We start from the raw sequence: 22,129 nt of genomic DNA, 5'->3' as shown, positions 1-22,129 counted from the left end.
GTCGGCGCGTATATGGATTCACGTATGTCGAATATACGCTAGATTTCATGTTGCAGAAATTGAAATCACGTTATCGTCAAGGAAGACTCGACAAGGACGCCCCGATGGATGGTTTTGGATACCTGGGCCCGTATGCCCTGGAGTGGTTCAACATGCTGGTGCGCTGGCTGCACGTGATCACGGGCATCGCCTGGATCGGCGCGTCCTTCTACTTCGTCTGGCTCGACAACACGATCCGCCCGCCGGCGCCGGATTCCGACCTGGCGAAGAAGGGCGTGGCCGGTGAGCTGTGGGCCGTGCACGGCGGGGGCTTCTACAATCCGCAGAAATACCTGGTGGCGCCCGCCACGCTGCCGAAGGAACTGCACTGGTTCAAATGGGAAGCCTATTCCACCTGGCTGTCCGGCTTCGCGCTGCTGGTCATCGTGTATTACCTGAACGCCCAGGCGATGATGGTGGACCGCAGCGTGGCCGACCTGACGAGCTGGCAGGCGGTGGGCATCGGCCTCGGCAGCCTGGCGGTGGGCTGGATCGTCTACGACCTGCTGTGCCGCTCGCCGCTGGGCCGGCACGACCTGGCATTCGGCGTGACCGTGTTCGCCTTCCTGGTCGCCAGCAGTTACGTGCTCACCCACCTGCTCAGCGGCCGCGCCGCCTACCTGCACGTGGGCGCGATGATCGGCACCATGATGGTGGCCAACGTGGCGATGCTGATCATTCCGGGCCAGCGCAAGATGGTCAATGCCATGCTGGCCGGAGAGAAGCCCGATCCGGTCCACGGCATCAAGGCCAAGCAGCGCAGCGTCCACAACAACTATTTCACGCTGCCGGTGCTGTTCATCATGATCAGCAACCACTTCGCGATGACCTACCGCCACGAGCATGCCTGGGCGGTGCTGGCCGTGATCATGGCGGCGGGCGTGTTGATCCGCCACTTCTTCAACCTGCGCCACAAGGGCCGGGTCGAATGGAAGTATCCGGCGGCTGGCGTGGCGCTGCTGCTGGCGCTGGCCGTGGCGATCGCGCCAAGGGCGCCTGTGGTGGCGCCGGCGCGGCAGGCCAATGCCGCCCAGGATGCTGCCAATGACGCGGCGCAATTCGCCCAGGTGCGCGCCATCGTCGGGCAGCGCTGCGTCTCATGCCACGCGCAGCAGCCAACCCAGGCCGGCTTCGCCACCGCGCCCGCCGGCGTGATGCTGCATACCCCCGAACTCGTCAGCCAGAACGCGCAGCGCATCTACCAGCAGACGGTGCAACTGAAGGCCATGCCGCTGGCGAACCTCACCCACATGACCGAGGCCGAGCGGGCCCAGGTCGGCGCCTGGTTCGAAGCCGGCGCACGCACAGGACAACCATGATGGATACCCAAGCACAAGCACAAGGACACGACAGGGCCCGGGAGCGACTGGCCGCCTGGATCGACGCCCACTTCGACGAGCAGGTCGGCTTCCTGCAGGAAGTGATCCGCATCCCGACCGACACCCCGCCGGGCGACAACGCGCCGCATGCAGAGGCGGTGGCGCGGATGCTGGCGCAGCTTGGCTGGGAAGCCGAACGGCACGCGGTGCCGGAACAGGCGGTGCGCGACTACGGCATGCAAAGCATCACCAACCTGATCGTGCGCCGCCCCTACGGCGCCGGCGGCCCGACCCTGGCGCTGAACGCGCACGGCGACGTGGTGCCGCCGGGCGAAGGCTGGACCAGGCCGCCCTACGGCGCCGAGATCGAGGACGGCGTCATCTACGGCCGCGCGGCGGCCGTCTCGAAAAGCGATTTCGCGACCTATGTGTTCGCGGTGCGCGCGCTGGAGGCGCTCGGCCTGCCACTGAAGGGTGCGATCGAGCTGCACTTCACCTACGACGAGGAGTTCGGCGGCCTGCTGGGCCCCGGCTGGCTGCTGGAGCAGGGCTTGACCCGGCCCGACTACGTGATCGCGGCGGGCTTCGCCTACAACATCGTTACCGCCCACAATGCCTGCCTGCAGCTCGAGATCACGGTGCACGGCAAGGCAGGCCACGGCGCGATGCCGGAGACGGCGGTCGATGCGCTGCAGGCCGCCACCCGCATCCTGAATGCCATCTATGGCCAGCTGCCCGCGCTCAGGCAAATCAAGTCGAAGGTTCCCGGCATCGACTCGCCCACCATGCTGGTCGGCCGTATCGATGGCGGCACCAATACCAATGTGGTGCCGGGCAAGGTGGTCATGAAGATGGACCGCCGCATGATTCCCGAGGAAGACCCGGCGGCGGTGGAACGCCAGGTGCGCGCCCTCATCGAGGACGCCGTGGCCGGCATGCCCGGCATCCGGCTCGAGATCCGGCGCCTGCTGCTGTCGCATGCCCTGCGCCCGCTGCCGGGATCGGAGCGGCTGGTGGCGAGCCTGCAGCGCCACGGCCGCGCGGTGTTCGGCGAGGAAATCACGGCCCAGGGCACGCCGCTGTACGCCGATGCGCGCCTGTACGGCGAACGCGGCATTCCGGCGGTGATGTACGGCGCCGGGCCGCGCACGGTGCCGGAATCGAACGCCAAGAAGGCCGACGAGTGCCTGGTGCTGGAAGACCTGCGCAAGGCTACCCAGGTGGTGGCGCTGGCGCTGCTCGACTTCCTGGCGCCGCAGCCGGATTAGCGCGGCACGATCGCGAACTGCGGCGAACCGCTGTAGTCCGGCTGGACCGGGCGCGCCATGAAGCGCTCCCAGGCCTCGCGCCCGGCCTTGCCGGCGGCGCCGGCGGCATAGGCCAGGGCCGGCTGCAGGTTGGACGGGAAACCGGCGGAGGACTTGGAGTAGCCCGGCATCTCGCCCGGCGCGAGCTTCAGGGCGGCCGCCATTTCCGGACTGGCGCAGGCGGCGCCCAGGACCTCGGGCTTGCTGCTGGCCCGGTACACCTGTTCGATGCTGGCATAGAACGCACTGGCGGGCGTGTCGCGCACCTTCAGCGAATACTGCGAGGCCGCGATCCAGCAGGTGCCGCTGCCGGTCATGCGCTGGACCGGGAAGTTCGCCTTCCAGGCCAGCAGCGGCCGCGCCTTGTCGAAGCCGAGTTCCACCACATGGCCCACCGCCGAGGTGAAGAAGTCGTCCTGCCAGGGCGCCAGGCCGGTCTTGCCCAGGTAGACGATGGCATAGTTTTCCTCGACGAAGCCGAGCCGGTTGGCCTGGGCATTGGTGACGTAGCGCGTGTGGTACCAGTCCAGGTTGCTGTCCAGGATGCGCAGGAAATGGGACTTGAGCGGATGCGCGTCGGGCGTGATGTAGGCCGCGTGCGCGAGCGTGCGCAGGGCCCAGGCCTGGCCGCGCACCTGGTAGGGCTTGAGCAGCCCCTTGGCACCCTGGCGGTAGTGCGGGTTGGACGAGAAGGCATTGAACATCGCCCAGAACTGCAGCTCCTCGAGATAGTAGTAGTCGCCCGTGACCAGGTAGGGCACGTAGGCGAGCGAGGGCTGGTGCGCCACGTCATGGCGGTGCGGCGAGGCGCAGGCCTCGCGCGGTACGCAGGGCGGGAAGCCTTCGTTCTTGCCCGTGGCCGGGTTGCGCGCATGCTCGCGCTGCCCGAGGGTGGTCATGTAGGGATAGTCCAGCAGGCTGATCGGAAGCCCGGTGCGCTTGTCGCGGTAGTGCGCCGAGAAGCTGCCGGCCAGGTCGGCCGTGCCGAGCATGGCGCGCCGCGCGCGTGGATCGGTGCTGACGACATAGCTGGCCGTCCATCCCGGCAGCAGGCCGATGTCGGAGCGGCCGCCGGTGGTCGCCATCCGGTTCTCGGCCAGCCCGGTGCTCATCGGTTCCGTCACCGGCCCCTGCCAGCGGTCGCCCAGCCGGGAGAGGGCTTTCTCCGAGATCTGCAGCGCCGGATCGTAGTTCGGCACGGCGCGGCTGGCAATCAGGGCGGCGCCGTCGTGGCGCACCTCGACGCCGGGATCGCCGCCGGCCCAGAACAGCTTGCGCCAGCGCGCCATGCGGTAGTGGGGCAGGGCTGGGTGGCGCCACACGCTTTCCTTGCCGATCACGACCTCGGCATCGTAGGTGAAGGTGCGCGGATCCGGCTCGTAGGCCCAGCTGTTCTCGACCGTCACGTCGATCCGCGTGCGTTTGGCCCCGGGATAGCTGCGCAGGGCGAAGCGGGCCACGAGGTGCGGATGGGCCTGGCCCGCCGGACCGCGCAGCGGCACGGCCAGCTGCGATTCGCTGGCCACCGGCCCCGCCAGCCAGCGGCCGCCCGGCGCCGCCCTGGCGCCGTCGGTCGACGCGGTATAGCGCTTGCCGTCGATGAGGGCGATGACGCTGACCTCGGGCACGTCCAGTTCCGCGCCGGCTGCCGCTGGTGCCGCCGCTGCTGCGCGCTCGGCCGGCCATAGTCCGATCCTGAGCGGCGCGCCGGTGGCGGGGCGCGGCAGCAGCGCCGAGATCAGCGCATGGCGCAGCGAACCGTCCGGATGGCGGGCCTTGGCGTCGACCTGCAGCGCCACCGGCTTGCCGTCCGCGGTCTTGCCCGCCAGGCCCTGTCCGCGTGCCACGGCGCCCGGTGCGAAGACCTGGCCGAAGGTGACCGGGACCGGTTCGCCGGCCTGGGCGCCGCCGGTATTGTCGATCGCCACCGTGGCCAGGCTGCCTTCGATCCGCTTGAAGGCCCTGGGCAAGGCGAGTGGCGCCGGGGCGGAAGGGCCGTCCGGGTTGGCCGCGGGCCGCTTGCGCGCCTGCTTCTTGTCTTCGGGTTTCTCCTGCTCCCCATTGTCCTGTTTGTCCTGTTTGTCCTGCTTTTCCTTTCCTGCCGCCCCGATGAAGGCCCCGCTATCGTCCCTGGCCTCCTTGCCGTAGCGCGATTCGACCACCTTGCGCGGATCGAGGCCGCGGCCGGCGGGCAGGCTGGAAGCAGGCTGGGCCTGGACCAGGGAGGGCGCGGCAAGGACCAGCAGGGCAAGCAAGGTTAGCAGGGCGGATGAGCGGAACATCGGACACTCCGGAAACGAAGAAAGCGGCACATGGTAACGCGCATGGCGCCCGGGCGCCGCCGCGTTCGCCTGCGAAAAAGGCGCCCGGAGGCGCCTTCTGTCTGCAACTTACTGCTTGAGCGTGCGCTCGAACAGCTGGTAGATGCGGCGGTACTGGTCGTACCAGGCTTCCGGCTGCACGTAGGCGTGGCGTTCCAGCGGATAGCTGGCCAGCTCCCAGTTGTCCTTCTTCAGCTCGATCAGGCGCTGCGCCATGCGCACCGAGTCCTGGTAGAACACGTTATCGTCGATCATTCCATGGGCGATGAGCAGGTGTCCCTGCAGCTTGTCGGCGTACTCGATCGGCGACGAGATCCGGTAGGCCTCGGGGTCGATGTCCGGCGTGTTGAGGATGTTGGCGGTGTAGCCGTGGTTGTAGGTGACCCAGTCGGTGACCGGACGCAGCGCGGCGCCGGCCTTGAAGGTCTCGGGAGCGCGCATCAGGGCCATGAAGGTCATGAAGCCGCCGTAGCTGCCGCCGTATACGCCGACGTTCTTCGCGTCGCCCTGGTGCTGCGCCACCATGTAGTTCACGCCGTCGATATAGTCGACCAGTTCCGGGTGGCCCATCTGGCGGTAGATCGCGGTGCGCCACTTGCTGCCATAGCCCTTCGAAGCGCGGTAGTCCATGTCGAGCACGATGTAGCCCTTCTGGACCAGCAGGTTGTGGAACATCTGCTCGCGGAAGTAGTTCGGGTAGCGCTTGCTGACGTTCTGCAGGTAGCCGGCGCCGTGCACGAACATCACCACCGGGTACTTCCTGCCCGGCTCGAGCTGGGCCGGGCGGTACAGCTTGGCCCAGACCGGGTCGCCGCCGGCGCTGGACGGCACCGCCACGTACTGCGGCTCGATCCAGCTACGTGCCTTGTAGGCCTCGCTGCGGGTATCGGTCAGCTTGGCGGCGGCGCCGCCGCTGGCCGGGACGGTGGCCAGCTGCACCGGCGTGTAGCTGCCCGACCAGTGCACCAGCAGCTTCTTTTCGTCCGGCGACAGGCGGAAGCGCTCGACGCCGTCGAGGCTCGTCACCTCGCGCACCGTGCCATCCTTCGCGTTCACGGCGCACACTTCGTAGTCGCCAGGCGTGGCGCGGTTGCACATCACCCAGGCCACGCTGCCGTCATGGGACCAGCTCACGTCCGAGGCTTCCCACTTGCCCGAGGTGAGGGCGCGCGCCGGGCCGCCCGCCGCGGGCTGGGTGTACAGGTGCGAGTAGCCGCTTTCCTCGGACAGGTACCACAGGCTGCGGTTGTCCGGCAGCCAGCCGAATTCGCTGTTGTCGAAATTGACCCAGCCCGCGTCGCTCAGGCGGTGCAGCGGCTTCAGGCTGGCGCCGGCCGTGTCGACGGTGGCGATCCAGCGGTCCTTGTTGTCCACTGCGCGCAGCATGACGGCCACGTTGGCGCCGTTCGCGCTCCAGGCGATGCCGCCGAACACGCGCAGCGCGCGGTTGCCCTTGAGCGGCTCCTTCTTCGCCGCGGCGCGCAGCCCGGCCAGCGGGTCTTCCTTGATGCCGGGCAGGACGTCGAAGGACAGGTCCTGCACCTTGCTGGTGCGCAGGTCGACCAGCTTGAGCGTGTGCGGCGCCGGCATGTTGCGGCCGACGCGGGTACGCTGGTCGTCGAATTCCTCGTAGCCCGATTCGGTCACGTAGCGCGGCATCTTGCCGACGCGGCCCTTGTCGGCGCCCTTCGGGGCGGTGACCACCAGCAGCCAGCGGCCGTCGGGGGACAGCGCGCTGTCCTCGATCTCGACCTTGTCGCCCAGATAGATTGGCGCCGGGGGCAGGGTCGGGTCGACGCGGCGCTGTTCGTTCAGGCGCTCGCGCAGCGTGTCACGCTCGTCCTTCTGGCGCTTGAGGGTGGCGATCAGGCGCAGCTGCTGCTGGCGCAGCGGATCGTCCTCGGCGGCTGCCGGGTCCTTGGCGGCGCGCAGCAGCGCGGCCGGGCCCACCACCCGGGTGGCGCGGTCCCACAGGTACCAGTCGCTGCCGATGCGGTAGTGCACGCCGCGTTCGTCACTGGTGTATTGCGGCGCTTCCAGGCGGGTGGCGCCCCGCGTGATCTGTACCAGGGCCCCGCTCTTCAGGTCGCGCTCGAACAGGTCGCCGTTGCGCAGCATGAGGGCGCGCGTGCGGCCTGGGTTGTAGACCACATCGGCGCCATCGATCTTCGCGGCCTCGGCATCGCTCACCAGCCTCGGCTTGCCGCCCTGGGCCACCAGCCAGGTGTCGCGCACTGGCGACCCGTCGCGTTTCTGCTTGTAGTACACGCCCTTGCCGTCCCAGCTCCACCAGGCGGTGTCGACCGGCGTGCCGATCCAGTCGGGATGGGCCATGGCCTGGTCGAGGGTGATCGGAGTGGAGGCTGCCGCCGGCAGCGCAAGGAATGCCAGTTGTGCCGCGAAGATCGTAAGTGCTGGTATGCGCATCGTGTTCTCAGTGCCGAGTGAAAGGAAATAGCTTTCTTGCCAGAAAATGCGAATGCATTCTAGCTCAGCATGGACGGCTACGGGCGTGTACCGGAGGGACAGGTAGAAAACAAAGCGCCGGCGTACGAAATGTCGTACAGCCGGCGCAGGCGGGTCAATACTGCTGTTGCGTCGCAGCGTATCAGGTCGTCTCGGGCGGACGGCGCGCGGGGCGCAGGGACAGGGCCAGGCGGACGACCAGGGCCGCCAGTGCGCACAGGCTCAGGACAAAATCGAGTGCCGGCATGCTCAACCCCGTACCGCTGGGGCCCAGCCGCCGTGCGCGGCATACAGTTCGATCGAAAAGCCGCGCACTGCGGCGGCGGCACTGGCAAACAAGCGGCGGGCTAGGCTCATGATGGAATCCTTGGTAGAAACTGCGATGTTGCGGTGCAGTATAAGGAGCGCCAGGCCATAAATAAACTTTAGATTGGTGATTCCAGCGATGCAGGTGATGAATAATTGTTGAAGATGCCGCGCAAACGATATTTACAGTATGAATGTCTCTTTGTCGCGACTGTGAATATCAGCGGCACCGGCAGCGATTGCTGGCGCATGCTTCAGTCGAGGTTGGAGACGTGCGGATCGATGCCGGCCTTGATCAGCCGCTTTTCCAGCGCAAGCAGCATCTGGTTCGTCGCATCCTTGCCCTGGACTGCCAGCGCTACCTCGGCCTCGGAAAGCTCGTCCTCGCGCATGGTCACCTGGTGCGCGCCTGCATCGTAGCGAACAAAGTAGCGGTCGCCGCGTTTCCAGATCGTGAGATCCGCGAGTTCATACAGTTTTTGGTCCATCTTCCATCCTTATGGGAAAACCGGTTTCGTTGTGTAGGCGCCGGGAGGGACAGGGTCGATCACTGCCTCCGGCAAGCCTCCCGGATAGGTAAAACCGCCAGGCCGCCAGAAACCGTTGGCGCCGAATTCATTGCCCGTTGGAATACGATAGCCAATAGGGTTCGGGATTTCAACCAATACCGGGTTGGCGCCGAGATAACCCTTGTCCAGTCCCAGCAATTCCTCCAGCTTCGAGACGTCGTTGCCGGCGCGCGCGATCGCATCGCGCGTGGTTGACTGCGGGAAGACCCAGGTTTCGGTGCGCCCGATGGTTCCGGTGGGCGCGGAGGGCTGGATCCGCGCGGCGCCGCCGCGGAATATCTCCGCATGGGCGTCGCGGTAGGCTTGCGAAAGATAGCTGTCGGGGTTGGGACGCAATCCTTTCTCGGTATTCAGGACCGCTTCGCTCGTCGCCTTGTCAAGGGTCGATGCATTGATGGTCGCCGCCGTGCAGGCGCATGCGCTCAGCCCGAGCGGATCGGCCCAGGCGACCGGGTTCGGGGCGTACTGGTATGCATTGTTCCCGCCCGCCAGGCCGATGGGGTCGGGCGACACGAAGCGTCCGCAGTCGGGATCGTAGTAGCGGAACCGGTTGTAGTGCAGCCCGGTCTCGACATCGTGGTACTGGCCCTGGAAGCGAAGCGGCTGGAGCGCGGCGCGCGCCGCTTCCGGTGACAGGTGGGCGGTGACGGGATGCGTCTCGTCCTCGGGCAGCGGCGCTTCGATTTTCAGGACCTTGCCCCAGGCCTTGTAACTGGCGGCCCAGGTCAGCCGGCCATCGTGGTCGCTGACTTCGCGTGGCGTGCCGGTCAGGTCGGTATGAAGGTAATGCACCTGCGCCCGGATTGAATCTGCTGGCTGCCCGGACACGGACCCGTCGATCCGGGCCACCGGAACGAAGGAACCGGGCTCATACACGTAGGTCCGATGATCGCTGCCGCGCGCTTCCGACAGCAGGCGGTCGCCGTCCCAGATGAAGTGCGTCTCGCCGAAGCTGTCGCGCTTGCAGATGCGGCGACCGAAGGCGTCGTACACGTAGTGCACCGTCTGGACCAACGGCTGGTCCTGGCCGGCATGGCGCGCCACCGTTGCCATGACCATCTGGTGCGCGGCATTCCATTCGAACTGCATGCGCGTATGGCGCCCGATGCGCTTTTCCGTGAGCTTGCCGTGCGCGTCGTAGCCGTAGCGCTTGTCTTCGAACACGCGTACCCGGTTACCCTCGACCCGGCCGCCGGAGGCGGCGGCAGGATCGAGCAGGTTGTGGGCGGGGTCGAACGCGAAGCGCTCGCGCATGTCCGGCCGCAGCGCGGCGAGGACGCGGCCGATGGCATCGTAGTGATACTCGGTGCGTCCATGACGGAGATCGTCGATGGCACCGAGATTGCCCGCTTCGTCGTAGGCGTAGCTGCGTGCGACGACGGCGGTGTGCCCGTCATCGGCCACCTGTGACAGGAGCCGCCCCGCCTGGTCGTAGTCGAAGCGGCTGGTGAGCGCGCCCTGGCTGCGGCTGGTGGGGCGGTGCGCGCTGTCGCGTTCCATATCGGTGATGACCGCGCCGTCCAGGTTGATATGATGCAGGTGTCCGGAACCGTAGAACAGGCTGTTCAGTACCCGTCCGTCCGGGAGAATGGTCTGGATGCGGTTGCCCAGCTCGTCGTAGCTGTGCCGTAATACGCTGGTACGCTTGCCGGCGCGGGTCGTATCGCTGACCAGCCGCCCCAGCAGGTCGTACCCGAGCTCGATGTCGGCATCGGCATTGACCGCACGCGTCATGCGTCCGAGCGGGTCGTACGCGTAGCGCTGGCGCAGTTGTTCCGCCTGCGCCGGTCCCGTGACGCGCGAACTGATCTTCTCGACCAGCCGGCCCGCCTCATCGCGCAGGTAGTGCGTAAGGATCTGGTTTGCCTTGTCCTGGGCACCACTACCGCATTCTTCCCTGGCCACCACCAGGCCCGCCTGGTCGTAGCGATAGCGGGTCAGGCGGCCATCGAAACCGGTTTCCTCGACAAGACGGTCGAGTGCGTCGTAGACGAAGCGGCTGACATCGCCGTTCTCGTTGATCAGCTCGGCCAGGCGGCGCCCGGCATCGTAACGGTAAGCGAGTACCCCGCCGCGCGCATCGCGACGTTCCAGGGGCTTGCCATCGGCATCGAGCACGTAGCTGCTGTGGTTCCCGGCAATGTCGGTCCGCCCGGTCAGCCGTCCGAGCCCGTCATAGTCGTAGCGCTCGGTCTTGCCGTCCGGATGCACCGTCGCGAGGAGGCGGCCAAGCCCGTCATACGTGTAGGCGGTGGACATCCCGGCCGCATCGACGATGCGCACCAGCTTGCTGCCGTCGTAATGGAAATGCGTGGTGTTGCCGGAGCAGTCGGTATACGTGGTCAGCTGCCCGGTGCTGTCGTAAGCAAGCCGTTTGACGCCGCCCGCGGCATCGGTGACCTCGATCGGCAAGCCGTGCGCGTTGTAGGCATAGGAAGTGCGCTGTCCCAGCGCGTCGGTGATGCCGGCCAGGTTGCCACGCTCGTCATAGTGCAAGGCCGTGGTGGCGCCGAGCGCGTCCGTGATCAGCGCCGGTTTGTCGAAGCGCGCGTGATAGACGATGCCTGTGCCATGGCCGCCGCGCTCGACCCGGACGACCCGGCTCCGGTCGTCGTACCGGTAGCTGGTGCTGCGCCCGGCCGGGTCGGTGATGGAGACCAGGTTTCCGTGCTCGTCCAGGCGCCGCCTGGTGATGCCGCCGGCTGCGTCGACCATGCCGGTATAGCGCTGCCGCTGGTCGAACTGGTAGCGTTGCACGCGTCCGAGATGGTCGGTGACCACGGTCTCGCGCGCGAGGTACTGGAAGCGCCATGACAGCCCGTTGCTGGTCCAGTTGCGCAGCACCTTGCCTGTCGGCGCGTATTGGTCGTATTCATAGCGCGAGACGAGTCCGCCTGGCTGCGCATGCTCCACCATCAGGTGATTACGGTAGGCGAATTCCCGCGTCACCTGGCCGAGACAATTGCGCACCCGGACCAGGTCCCCGGCATCGTCGTAGTCGTATTGGACTAGCAGGTCAACTTCGTTTGCCGGCAGCGGCTCGTGAGCACTGGTTTCACGCAGCATGCCAACGTTCAGCAGGCGTGGCTGGCCGCGACAGGCGCCGAATGCGAGGATAAAAGTCCGGCCAGCGCTGTCGTGGATTCGCTCCGGCAGTTGCCGATGGTTGTAAAGAATGCGAATGGCGTTGCCATTGGCGTCGACGATGCCAACCAGGTGAGCGATTCCGCCGGCAGGACCGAGCATGGCGAACTGCCGGCGCTGCAAGTTCTCGTCGACCAGTTCGAAGCGGGAGGCCGCGGTGCGCACCAGGCTGATCTTCTCGGAAGGCGAGAAGATCGTCTGGCCAATTCCTGGCAGTGAAAATGTCACCTCGCGTTCGAAGGCGTCGAGAATGATGACTTCGTTGCCGCTGAGCGCCAGCGCCTCCGAGAGCGGGATCGACCAGCCCTGGCCAAGCCAGCCGGACCGCGATTGGGCTGAGCTGTAGCTTCGCTGCCAGACCAGGGGCAGGGGCGCTGCCAGGGAGAAGTCGAGGTCGGCGGTGCCCGAAAGAATCTTGTTGCCAGTAAGCGAATCGACAGGGTGGCCGACCGTCAGGCAAGCGGGGCACGAGGTTTTTCCGACGCCGTTCTTCTGCGCTGCAGGCGCGGGCGGTTTTTCCCTGGGCGACGGTGGCGGGGCCGTTTTCCTTGGCGCTGCCGCCCGGGCAGCCGGACCGGCGCCGTCGTCGGCTGCCGCGATCGCAGGACGCAGCGCGGCATGCGTCAGCAGCTTCTGCTCGTTGGCCTCGATCCATGCGCCGAAGCGCGGTCCCAGTTTGCTGCTGTTCAGTTGCTTGATCAGCTCGGAGCGCGCCAGCTGCCCGCGCGACAGGGCCACCACGATCGCGGCAAGCACCGCTTTCAGCAAGAGCAGCTTGCATTGGGCAAAGGATTCGGTCGCGGCATGGATCCGGGCTTGGTAGGCGCCATCGGCACTGGAGGGAAGCTGCCCGGCGCTCCAGGCGCTGGCAAAGCCTGTCGCTGCCGTCTGCATGATCCTCGGGACGCTACCCGCGATATAGACGGCCAGGCTGCCCAGGCCCATCACCGCGAGGATGTCACCGGCGATCTTCATCCCGAGCGAGGCACCTGCAACTGCCCCGGGCGCAGCGCCGACGCCGCCGAAGAAGAATCCTCCGGCCGCCCCGACCGCTCCGCCAATGACCGCGCCGCCCCCCAGGTAGAGCACGACCTCCTTCGCCGCCTCCGCCACAACAGACCAGATGTGCGAAAAATCGAGACCGCTCAGTTCGGTCTTGAGCAATTGGCGAAAACGGTTTTCGGCACCCTCGAGCGCCTGTGAGACCGCCACTGTGCAGCGCACCGCTTCGATCCCCATGGCGGCGTCGGCGAGCGGCGCAAGCTGCTCTTCCACCTGATGCGAAAACCGGCGTACACGTTGCGCGATATCGAGCCGCGCCTGCGCGCCAGCCTTGACATAGGCGTCGCCGATCTGACTGAGCGTGAGCGACAGATGGTGGGGACGGTTGAAAGATTCAGGTCTTGGCATCAGCGTTGTTAGGGAGAAGTTGCATGGAGAGACAGGGGGCTTTCGCGAAAATTGATTTGATCGCAATCCCAACAGGCATGCCTTGATATGGGTCGCATCCCGGTCCGGGCATCGCTGGCATGCTCATCCGGCAGCCGGATGGGCCGCTGCCGGCGGTCGATTGAACTGTCCGTCAATCGCTTACCCGTATGCAGGCGTGCAATGTCTTTTCAGCCTTTAGATAAAAGCACGACAGGGAAGCCGGCTGCATCTGACGAGGCCTCGGCAAGCTCGCCTTCAGCAGCGACGCTGGCAAAGAAGCTCGCTGGCGCTGTGGGTGTCGATCCCAAGGATCTAGCTGCCGCCAATCTCGCGCTCGATACGGTATCCGCCCTGCATGCAGGTGAAGGCGTCGGCGCCCTGGTCCAGGTGGCCGTTGGGGCAGCTCTACTGAACAACCCGGCCGCCGCTAAGGCGCTGCACGGCCTTGATCAGGCGAAATCCTTGCTGGAACAGGCAAGTTAACTGCCCGGCGCGCTGCCTTGGCGTATCCCGCCTTTCGTCGGCAGCAATCCGGGATTGGCGCCGACCGCGGTGCCCCTCATTGCGGAACACCCGCTGGCCGGATTGGCGGTCAAGGATTTTGCGCCGCCAGAACCGGTGTTCGTGCCGGCAGCGGCTGACCCTGCAGCTGCGCCTGCCGCTGGAGGCAGACTTGCCAGGTTCGCCGAGAGCACACGGCTGCTGCGTTTCTACTCTCCGCTACCTGCCAGCAAGACCTTGCTCATCGAGTCGATGAGCGGGATGTCCGCCCTGTCCGAGCAGTTTGTGTTCCAGCTCGCACTGATGGCGGAGGATGCCGCCATCGATCTCAAGGACATGATGGGCAAGAATGTTAGCGTCGGTATCCAGTTGGCCGATGGGAGCGAGCATTTCATCAACGCTTACGTCAACGCCTTTGGTTTCACCCATGCGGACGGCGGCTTTGCGTTCTACCACGCGGAAATCGTTCCATGGCTCACTTACCTGAAACTGCGCGTGAATTCGCGCATCTTCCAGGACGAAAACGTACTCGGCGTGCTCGACAAGATCTACAAGGGCGACTACGCCGGGCTTGCCTCCTACGAATTCCGCACCAGCCGCACGTATCCGCGCGAGAGCTACATCGTCCAGTACCAGGAAAGCGACGAGCACTTCACCAGCCGCCTGATGGAAAAGTACGGCTTGTTCTACTACTTCGAACACAGCGCGTCAGGCCACTTGATGGTCATCAGCGACGACTCGTGCAATAGCGGGTTTTGTCCACCCCAGGCAGCGCATGCGCAAATCGCGTTCAACGCTGGACACCGTGTACAGGATGCCGACTGTGTCAGCGCATTTGCCGCCCAGCGCGTACTGCAGCCGACCCGGGTTGCGATGAATACCTTCGACTTCAAAGCGCCCAGCAGCATGCAATACGTGGAACTGCCGACCATCGCGCAGCAGGGCCACGTGCCGTCGCTGGAGGTCTATGACGGCAACCCGGCTTATGCTTACAAAAGCAGGAGCGATGGCGACCAAGCTGCGCGTCAGCGGATGGAAGTGCTGGAATGGCAGGCCAAGGTTTTCATGGGCGCCTCCGACTGCCGCGGCCTGACTGCCGGCCGAACGTTCAAGCTGAACGGCCACCACTGGTTCGATGACGCAGGAGGCGACAACGGTTTTCTCGTGTTGTCGGTCCAGTACCACGCGCGCAATAACTATTTCGAGCAGGGTGGGCAGGCTGTGTATATGAATACGTTCAGTGCCATCCGCCGAAAGATCCCTTACCGCCCACGTCGCGCTCACGCGCCGCCACGGATGCCGGGGCCGCAGACGGCGACCGTGGTAGGCCCGAAAGGCATGGAAATCCATACCGACAAGCTGGGCCGCATCAAGGTGCAGTTTCCCTGGGACCGCTACGGCCGCCATGATGAACGCAGCTCCTGCTGGATCCGTGTAGCGCAGCCGTGGGCCGGGCAGAACTGGGGCACGATCTCGGTTCCGCGCGTTGGCCAAGAAGTGATCATCGATTACCTCGAGGGCGATCCGGATCGGCCGCTGTGTACCGGACGTGTGTACAACTCGGCGCAGCAGGTGCCGTACGGCCTGCCTGCGGCAGCACACATGATGGGCATCAAAAGCCGCTCCACGCCCGGTGGCGGAGGCTATTGCGAAATGGTGATCCACGATCAGAAGGGCAAGGAACTGATCAATATCCATTCGCAGAAGGATATGGTCACTACCGTTCAGAACAACCAGACCACGCTGGTCAACGGTCCGCACCAGACGAATACGGTGACGAATGGATTTCATATGGCGACAGTGAAAAAGTCGATCGACATCACGTCACAGACCCAGCATATCCACCTGACTGCCAGCACGGATATTACGCTTGGCGTGGGTTCAAGCAGGATCGTCATGAAGGCTGATGGCACAATCCAGATCCATGGAGTGAATGTGGATATTGCTGGCAGCAGTCGGATCGACTTGAATCGAAACATAGGCCTTTCCCCTGCAGGCCGAGTGAATTTGGGAGAACAGAAGAATGGCGGCGTCATTGTAAGTCCGCCTTCTCAGCAGGAGCTCAATACTGCGATCAAACACCAAAAACCGTTCGACATAACAGAGAGCATGCACAATACTAGGGCACTACATGAGGGAAAACTTCAGGTGTTGCGCGAAGGTAACATGGTAATTCTCAAAGGTAGATTTAGTGTGTTCTCAGCCGCAGGTCCCATTGCAGCGGAACAGCTAATTTCAGATATCGATTCGCGCTTTAAAGGATTGTCGTACATTAGTGATGGGTTAACCTACAAGACAGAATTTAGCTTTAATGTCGCAAAGGCCCGCACCGGATCCGATATTCGAGTTGACTATTTTGAATTGCCGGATGATAGAGGACAGGCCCAGTTCAATGGTCAGATTTTTCTTGATCGATCAGCTGATCTTCCGTATATCCGGGCAGGCGTTGGAGCACATGAGTTCTCGCATACCGTTCTCGGTTTACCAGATGGTTACCATGATATAACGCTGAAGCGGCCACAAGGTTTGTACTATGTACGCGGCGTTCCATACAAAGAACAGGAAAATAGTCTGATGAGCGATACCAGTAAGCGGATTCCCGGACCAGATCTAAAAAAAATCATTCTCAAAATTGAGTCTGATATCAAGGGTAAAAAATGATCAGGCCGTCTATATTCGGGTGGTTAGCGCTTATGTTGACGTTAGCATCGCCAGTTTTTGCAGGCTTGCCATCATTTGCAGAACCGTCGTGGGAGACTGTCGCGAAGACATTGAACGACCGAACCTTGCCTATGACCTGGCATGATGTCAACGGTAACTCAATAGTATTCTATCACCTACGTTTTGGAACCGAGAGGGCCGCGGTCAGGCTGCTTCAACAGGCGCGTGTGCAACATCTGCTGATCCATGACCGCGAATTGCTCGCTTATTTCAGCGCGACTAATGGCAAGGAATTCGCGCTAAAGGAGCTCATTGATAGCGGCGTCTCGCCAGACACTAAATATACAGGAGAGTCTCTGCTCATGGCAGCAGCGCGGGAAGAACAGCTGGGAATAATGCGCCTCCTCATTGAAGCAGGTGCAGATGTAAACTACAAATTTCGATCGAAAATCATTCGAGACCAGTTTGTAGATGCGTTGACTTCCGCGCTCAATGCAGGAAAATATAACGCTGCTCGCCTGCTGTTGGCTGCAGGTTACGACACGTTGAAGGATGGGCGAATGCAAGCCAGCACACTACTTTTCTCTGCTATTGCAGGTGGCTCCGCTCGCGCGGTTTCATATATTCTTAGCAACGTTAGCCCAGTAGATGTTTTTGATTCGGACGGGGAAACGCCGCTGACGTTTGCGATACGAACAGGAGCAACGGACTCTGTAATCTCCGAACTTCTGCTAAGAGGAGCGGACCCATGTAAACGTAACAAGTTCGGACAGTCAGTGGAGGATCTCCTAGACAGCGAAAGCCAGGACAAGAAACCGTGGGATGTGCGCTATACAAACTTGCGGCACCGCTTGGTTTGTATGCAAGAAAAACGGCGGCCTTCTAATTGAACCGCCCCGGGTTTTATAGAGGGCGGTCTCAAGCACCAACTGCAACACTGGGGTTAATGGATCGAGTCAGCCTGGTATGAAAAAAGGTCTTCCGCATCGAAAGTAGAAATGCAAGGCTATTTGTTGTAAGTATAATGTGCATATTTGTGCTTAAAAATTCTATGTCATCAAATAAAATGAACGAAAAAATGTCAGTAAGGATGGCATATGGAAATTTATCGAATCTTTCACGAGCTTGTCCCAGTCGAAAAAACATGATATTAAATCTTTTCCTGGATCATATGTTCTCGTTAAGCGTACCCAAAATACATCAATTTATGAGGCCCGTCGGCTTGTGCTTTGGAAAAATATGGTCGCAGAGCGAGTGGGAATTCGACTCCTGCAACATCCTGCGGGATAGGTTTTGTCCTTGTCGAGATAAGCGGGGCATGCGTTACAGTTTCTGACGTTGGAGAAAAAGTATGGTGAGCTTTTAATTGAGCCGCCTTCTCCTCATCATATTGACCAAGATCCGTCATTTAATGTGGACATAGAAAGTGGAAGTTTAATTTTGGATTTCAATCGAGAGATAATGGATGTTTGAAATGGATGGCATATACTTTTCAGGTTGAAAAATCATGGCGAAATATGGGCTTTAACAATGACCATCTGTTTTCCCGCGATGTGATAGAGACGGCGAGCATCCGACTGTCACTTCAGCATTATTGGGGTCGATTCTCATGCCATCGATTTCAAAGATGCCGCAAGGAAGCGCTGAACAAATAGGTTACACGGCCGTTCCTACGCGTCATAACTAGCATCGAACGGCACGATGGTCGAGATCGGTTATTTTTCGCGGTCCAGCGTGGGCGTCGGGCTCTTTTTTGCGTGCTGTGGAACGCATTTCAGCGCTCAGGACGGAGTTCGGGCGTGGGCGCTTTCGAAAGCTCGGCCGGCCAGCACCAAGTTTGCGAACGCGAACAAAGTGTGCAACCGTCCAGTGTTTTTCGCTGGCGCAGTACACGCCGTCACGCCGCAGAGCAACTCATAAGCGGCGTGTTGCTCAGAATCTTCAATTCCCCGGCAAACAGCGTGGGACTACATAGACCCGCAGCATGACTGTGTTACGCTGGCGCAACTGCTTTAGTTCGCTTTCTGATCCCATGCATGCATCCCCAAAGGCCCCGCCCCGCCGGCGTGGGCTCGGCGCCTGGCTGGCGCTGGCTTTTTCCCTGCTGACCGTCATCCTGACCCTGCTGCTGGTCGAGGTCGTGGAGCGCGCGTCGAACGCGCAGGCCCAGGACAGCATCGGCCACAGCCTCGGCGAACTGGCGTATCAAACCGCCGACAAGCTCGACCTCGGCATGGCCGAACGCTACCGCGAGGTCAGCCTCATGGTGCGCCGCCGGACCCTGCGCGATGCGGGCGCCGCCGCCGCCGAGCGGCGCCAGGTGCTGACCGACATCCAGCAAACCTATGGGTATTACGACTGGATCGGCCTGACCGCCCTGGATGGCCGGGTGATCGTCGAGGCGCGCGGTCTGCTGGAAGGGGTCGACGTGTCGGCGCGCCCCTGGTTCAAAAACGCCCTGGCCGGCATCCACGTCGGCGATGTGCACGAGGCGGTCAAGCTGGCCAAGCTGCTGCCCGGCGAGAACGGCGAGCCGCGCCGCTTCGTCGATGTCGCGTTTCCGTTCAACGGCCTCGACGGCAAGACCGCCGGCGTACTGGGCGTGCACCTGTCGTGGCAATGGGCGCGCGACGTCGAACGCTCGATCATCGCGCCGGTTCAGGAACGCGGCCGCGTGCAGGCGCTCATCGTGAGCCGCGACGGCGTGGTCCTGCTCGGTCCCCCCGGGCTGCAAGGCCAGAAAATTGCCACCCCCAGCCTGCGCCTGGCCCAGCAGAAGCGTAACGGTTTCCTGGTCGAGCGCTGGCCGGACGGCCAGTCCTACCTCGTGGGGCATGCCGCGACGGTCGGGCGGAGCGCTTACCCGGGCCTGGGCTGGTCGGTCCTGGTGCGCCAGGATGTCACCGACGCCTACGCGCCAGTCAAGCGGCTGCGCGAGCGGGCGCTCTGGAGCGGCGGCGCCCTGGCGGTGCTGTTCTCGCTCGCCGGCCTGCTGGTGGCGCGGCGCATCACGCGGCCGCTGGGTGCGCTGGCCGAGTCGGCCGAGCGCCTCGGGCGCGGCGAATCCGCGGAACTGGTGCCCAATGCCAAGGATTACTACGAAGTAGAGGCGCTGTCCGGCAGCATCAACAGGCTGGTGACGAACCTGGTCCAGCAGCGCGCCGCCCTGCGCGACCTGAACGCCACGCTCGAACGGCGCGTCGAACAGCGCACCGCCGAACTGGAAGGCGCGCTGGCCGCGGTGCGCGCCAACGAACAACGCATCAACGCCATTGTCGAAACGGCACAGGACGCCTATATCGCGGTCGACCAGCGCGGCATGGTCCTCGACTGGAACCATGCGGCCGAGGGCATGTTCGGCTGGTCCCGTGGTGAAGCGGTCGGCTGGCCGCTGGCCGAACTGGTGCTCCCCGAACGCTACCGCGCCAGCTTCGACAAGGCCTTGCACGGCTTCCGCCAGGGAGCCGGCACGACGGTGCTCCACGGCCGCATCGAGCGTACCGTGATCGACCGCGGCGGCCGCGAGTTCGTGATCGAGATGACCGCCGGCCTGGCCGGCGACGGTGCGGATGCCTTCTTCAGCGTCTTCCTGCACGACATCTCCGAACGCAAGAAGGTCGAACAGATGAAGAACGAGTTCGTGGCCACGGTGTCGCACGAGCTGCGTACCCCCCTGACCGCGATCCGGGCTTCGCTGGCGATGCTGTCCGACGGCATGGCTGGTGACTTGCCCCCCGATGCGGCGCACCTGACCGCGATCGCCAGCCAGAGCAGCGATCGCCTGGTACGCATGGTGAACGACCTGCTCGACATCCAGAAAATGGAGGCTGGACACATGGCCTTTGCCCACACGCCGCAAGCGCTGCTGCCGGTCGCCGAGCACGCGCTGGCGGCGATGCAGGCCCAGGCGGCCGGCAGTGGGGTGCTGCTGCGCCACGACTGGCAGGCCAGGGCCGGCGAGTGCGTGGCCAGCATCGACCCGGACCGCATGGAGCAGGTGCTGACCAACCTGCTGTCGAATGCGATCAAGTTTACGCCTGCCGGCAAGGCTGTCACCGTCGGTCTGGCCCAGGTGCCGGGCAAGGTGCGGCTGACCGTGACGGACGAGGGACCGGGCATCGACCCGGCCTTCCAGGCCCGCGTGTTCGAGCGCTTCGCGCAGGCCGACGGCGCCGATACCCGCACCCGCGGCGGCACCGGCCTCGGGCTGGCCATCAGCAAGGCGATCGTCGAGGAGCACGGCGGTACGATCTCCTTCGAAACCGCACCCGGCCGGGGCACCTGCTTCACGGTGGAGTTGCCAGCCGCCTGAGCCCGCAAGGCTCAGCGCAGCCCGTGCAGCGCGATGCCGGCAAACCCCGGCCAGGCGCTGAAATCGGCCTCCAGGCGCGGCAGCAGCGCGCGCAGTGCCGCCGTATTGCCGTGGAAGCTGGTGGCCGAACCATCGATCCGCCGGGTGGCGGCCAGCCGGAATGGCTGGGCGCCCCGGACGGCGCGCGGCTCGCGCAGCAGCGCCAGTACGGTTTGGCCGCCGAGCTCGAACAGCAGCATGTCGCCCGCGCTGCCGGGCTCGGCAGGGTGGTAGCGGCGCTCGGTCAGGGCCGCGACCGGCCCGGCCTCGAGGGCAATGCGCACCCGCTTGCCATGCGCGGCGCCCCAGTCGAGGAAAGGCATGGCGAATTCCACGATCTGGTCGGGCGCGGTGCGGTAGTCCATGACCGTGATGCTGTCGGCGCTGCGCGCCAGCGCGTCAAGCAGTCCGCGCTTGCCGGCCCACCAGAACGGCAGCACGAAGTCCAGCGGCAGTTCGCCGGCGGCGGAGCGCAGCGCCGCGGCGGTGGCCAGGTAGGCGCGCTCCAGCCGCGCCGGCGCCAGCACCTCCGGCCCAAGCAGGTAGGGCTCGATGTCGAACTGCAGGCTGGCCAGGCGCGCCCCCGGCGGCGCCTCCCTGTTGTAGCGCGCCAATGCCCGGGCGCGGGCGGCGCTGGCTGCGCGTTCGGGAGGAAGCACCATGTGCGGGTCGCCTTCGACCGCGCTGACGGCAATGCCGCGCGCGCGCGCGCCGCGCACGAACGCGGACAGCGCCGCGGGCTCGCGCACCCGGTCGCCGGCGATCGGCACCGTGACGAACAGTTCGCGGATGCCCTCGCCCACCGCCCAGTCGAGCAGGGCGGCGCCGCGCCCGCGCCAGTCGCGCGCTTCCCAGATCCAGGTCGCGCGTGGCGCCGGCCGCTGGTCCACCGCGCCGGGCGTGGGCGCGAGCGCCAGTTCGCGCAGCTCCAGGGTGGCGGGACCATCGGGACAGGCCAGCACGAAATGGCGCCAGCCGGTGCGATCGAGTCCGGATGGCAGCGCCAGGCGCAGCGGCGTTTCAGCCCCGGCCGCGTCGAGGAAGCCCATGTCGAGCGCGGTTTCGCGCGCCGCCTGCGCGGCGTCGGCGGCGCGCCACGCGAAACGCCCCTGGCCCGCGAAGCGCAGGCGCAGCGCGCCGCGCAGCAGCGGCAGCCGCCAGGGGCCGGAAAGCAGCACGCCGGCGGGACGGGTACCAGCCTCGCAGCGCAGGTGCAGCCGTCCATCCTCGAGGCGGGCCCGCACCCGCTCCTCGCTGCCGTAGGTCGTAACGCGCATGGCGTCCAGCAGGTTGCGGTGCAGCGGCATGGGCCCCGGGGGCGTGGGCGGTGCGGAACTGTCGGGTTGCACCAGGATCTGCTCGCTGACCGCGAAGCGGCCGTCCTGTTCTTCGCCGTGCAGCAGGATGGCGCGCGCGGTGCGCGCCTGCGGGCCGGGCGCGTGCAGCGTTTCGATGTGGGCATCGCCCAGCGCCAGCGAGCTGCACCCGGCTGGAGCCGGCCCTTCGGTCACGACGAAGCGCAGCTTGCTGCCGTCGGCGGCCGCTGCGCTGGCCAGCGCCGGACCGGGTAGCGCCGCCGCCGGGCACAGGTGCAGGTAGGCGCTGTAGGCGGGGCTCATGGGGATCAGCGCCAGCAGGCAAAGCAGGCGGGGAGGGCGCAGGCAGGAAGGGTGCAGGCAGGACATGGCGCTAGCCTAGCGCACATGCCGCAGGC

The 22,129-nt window shown here is 64.6% G+C and carries 11 protein-coding genes; 6 read left to right on the top strand and 5 right to left on the bottom strand.

The window, feature by feature from the left end; all coding sequences use genetic code 11:
• Positions 1–104 precede the first annotated feature (104 nt).
• Positions 105–1,358, top strand: coding sequence for a urate hydroxylase PuuD (locus tag LE190_RS16725; RefSeq protein ID WP_225239761.1), 1,254 nt, complete (start codon positions 105–107; stop codon positions 1,356–1,358).
• Positions 1,355–2,626 (top strand): M20/M25/M40 family metallo-hydrolase, encoded by a 1,272-nt coding sequence (locus LE190_RS16720; protein WP_225239760.1) that lies wholly within the window; start codon positions 1,355–1,357, stop codon positions 2,624–2,626. The genes LE190_RS16725 and LE190_RS16720 overlap by 4 nt, the downstream gene beginning before the upstream one ends.
• Here LE190_RS16720 and LE190_RS16715 read toward each other — a convergent pair.
• The 4 genes from LE190_RS16715 to LE190_RS16700 all read right to left on the bottom strand — a co-directional run bounded on the left by LE190_RS16715 (position 2,623) and on the right by LE190_RS16700 (position 12,881).
• Positions 2,623–4,947, bottom strand: coding sequence for an RIFT barrel domain-containing protein (locus LE190_RS16715; RefSeq protein ID WP_225239759.1), 2,325 nt, complete (start codon positions 4,945–4,947; stop codon positions 2,623–2,625). The two genes, LE190_RS16720 and LE190_RS16715, sit on opposite strands and share 4 nt — an antisense overlap.
• A gap of 108 nt (positions 4,948–5,055) precedes the next feature.
• Positions 5,056–7,413 carry a S9 family peptidase gene (locus LE190_RS16710; RefSeq protein WP_225239758.1) on the bottom strand — a complete coding sequence of 786 codons (2,358 nt, stop codon included), beginning with the start codon at positions 7,411–7,413 and terminating at the stop codon, positions 5,056–5,058.
• A gap of 599 nt (positions 7,414–8,012) precedes the next feature.
• Positions 8,013–8,246, bottom strand: coding sequence for a hypothetical protein (locus LE190_RS16705; RefSeq protein WP_225239757.1), 234 nt, complete (start codon positions 8,244–8,246; stop codon positions 8,013–8,015).
• A 9-nt stretch (positions 8,247–8,255) separates the two neighbouring features.
• On the bottom strand, positions 8,256–12,881 hold the full coding sequence (locus LE190_RS16700; RefSeq protein WP_225239756.1) for a DUF6861 domain-containing protein: 4,626 nt from the start codon (positions 12,879–12,881) through the stop codon (positions 8,256–8,258).
• A gap of 201 nt (positions 12,882–13,082) precedes the next feature.
• On the opposite strand from LE190_RS16700, the gene LE190_RS16695 reads away from it, so the two are divergent.
• The 4 genes from LE190_RS16695 (at position 13,083) to LE190_RS16680 (ending at position 20,376) form a co-directional block, all read left to right on the top strand.
• Positions 13,083–13,385 carry a hypothetical protein gene (locus LE190_RS16695; RefSeq protein WP_225239755.1) on the top strand — a complete coding sequence of 101 codons (303 nt, stop codon included), beginning with the start codon at positions 13,083–13,085 and terminating at the stop codon, positions 13,383–13,385.
• A 54-nt stretch (positions 13,386–13,439) separates the two neighbouring features.
• Positions 13,440–16,064, top strand: coding sequence for a type VI secretion system Vgr family protein (locus LE190_RS16690; RefSeq protein WP_225239754.1), 2,625 nt, complete (start codon positions 13,440–13,442; stop codon positions 16,062–16,064).
• A 227-nt stretch (positions 16,065–16,291) separates the two neighbouring features.
• A complete protein-coding gene (locus LE190_RS16685; protein ID WP_225239753.1) occupies positions 16,292–16,954 on the top strand; it encodes an ankyrin repeat domain-containing protein in 663 nt (220 codons plus the stop codon).
• Between the two features lie 1,142 nt (positions 16,955–18,096).
• The gene (locus LE190_RS16680) at positions 18,097–20,376 is read left to right on the top strand and encodes an ATP-binding protein (protein WP_225239752.1); all 2,280 of its coding nucleotides are present in this window, start codon (positions 18,097–18,099) and stop codon (positions 20,374–20,376) included.
• An 11-nt stretch (positions 20,377–20,387) separates the two neighbouring features.
• On the opposite strand, the gene LE190_RS16675 is transcribed toward LE190_RS16680, so the two are convergent.
• A complete protein-coding gene (locus LE190_RS16675; RefSeq protein WP_225239751.1) occupies positions 20,388–22,100 on the bottom strand; it encodes a hypothetical protein in 1,713 nt (570 codons plus the stop codon).
• Positions 22,101–22,129 lie beyond the last annotated feature (29 nt).

Source organism: Massilia hydrophila (assembly GCF_020208145.1).
GTDB lineage: Bacteria > Pseudomonadota > Gammaproteobacteria > Burkholderiales > Burkholderiaceae_D > Telluria > Telluria hydrophila.
This window is presented reverse-complemented; position numbering and strand designations above follow the sequence as displayed.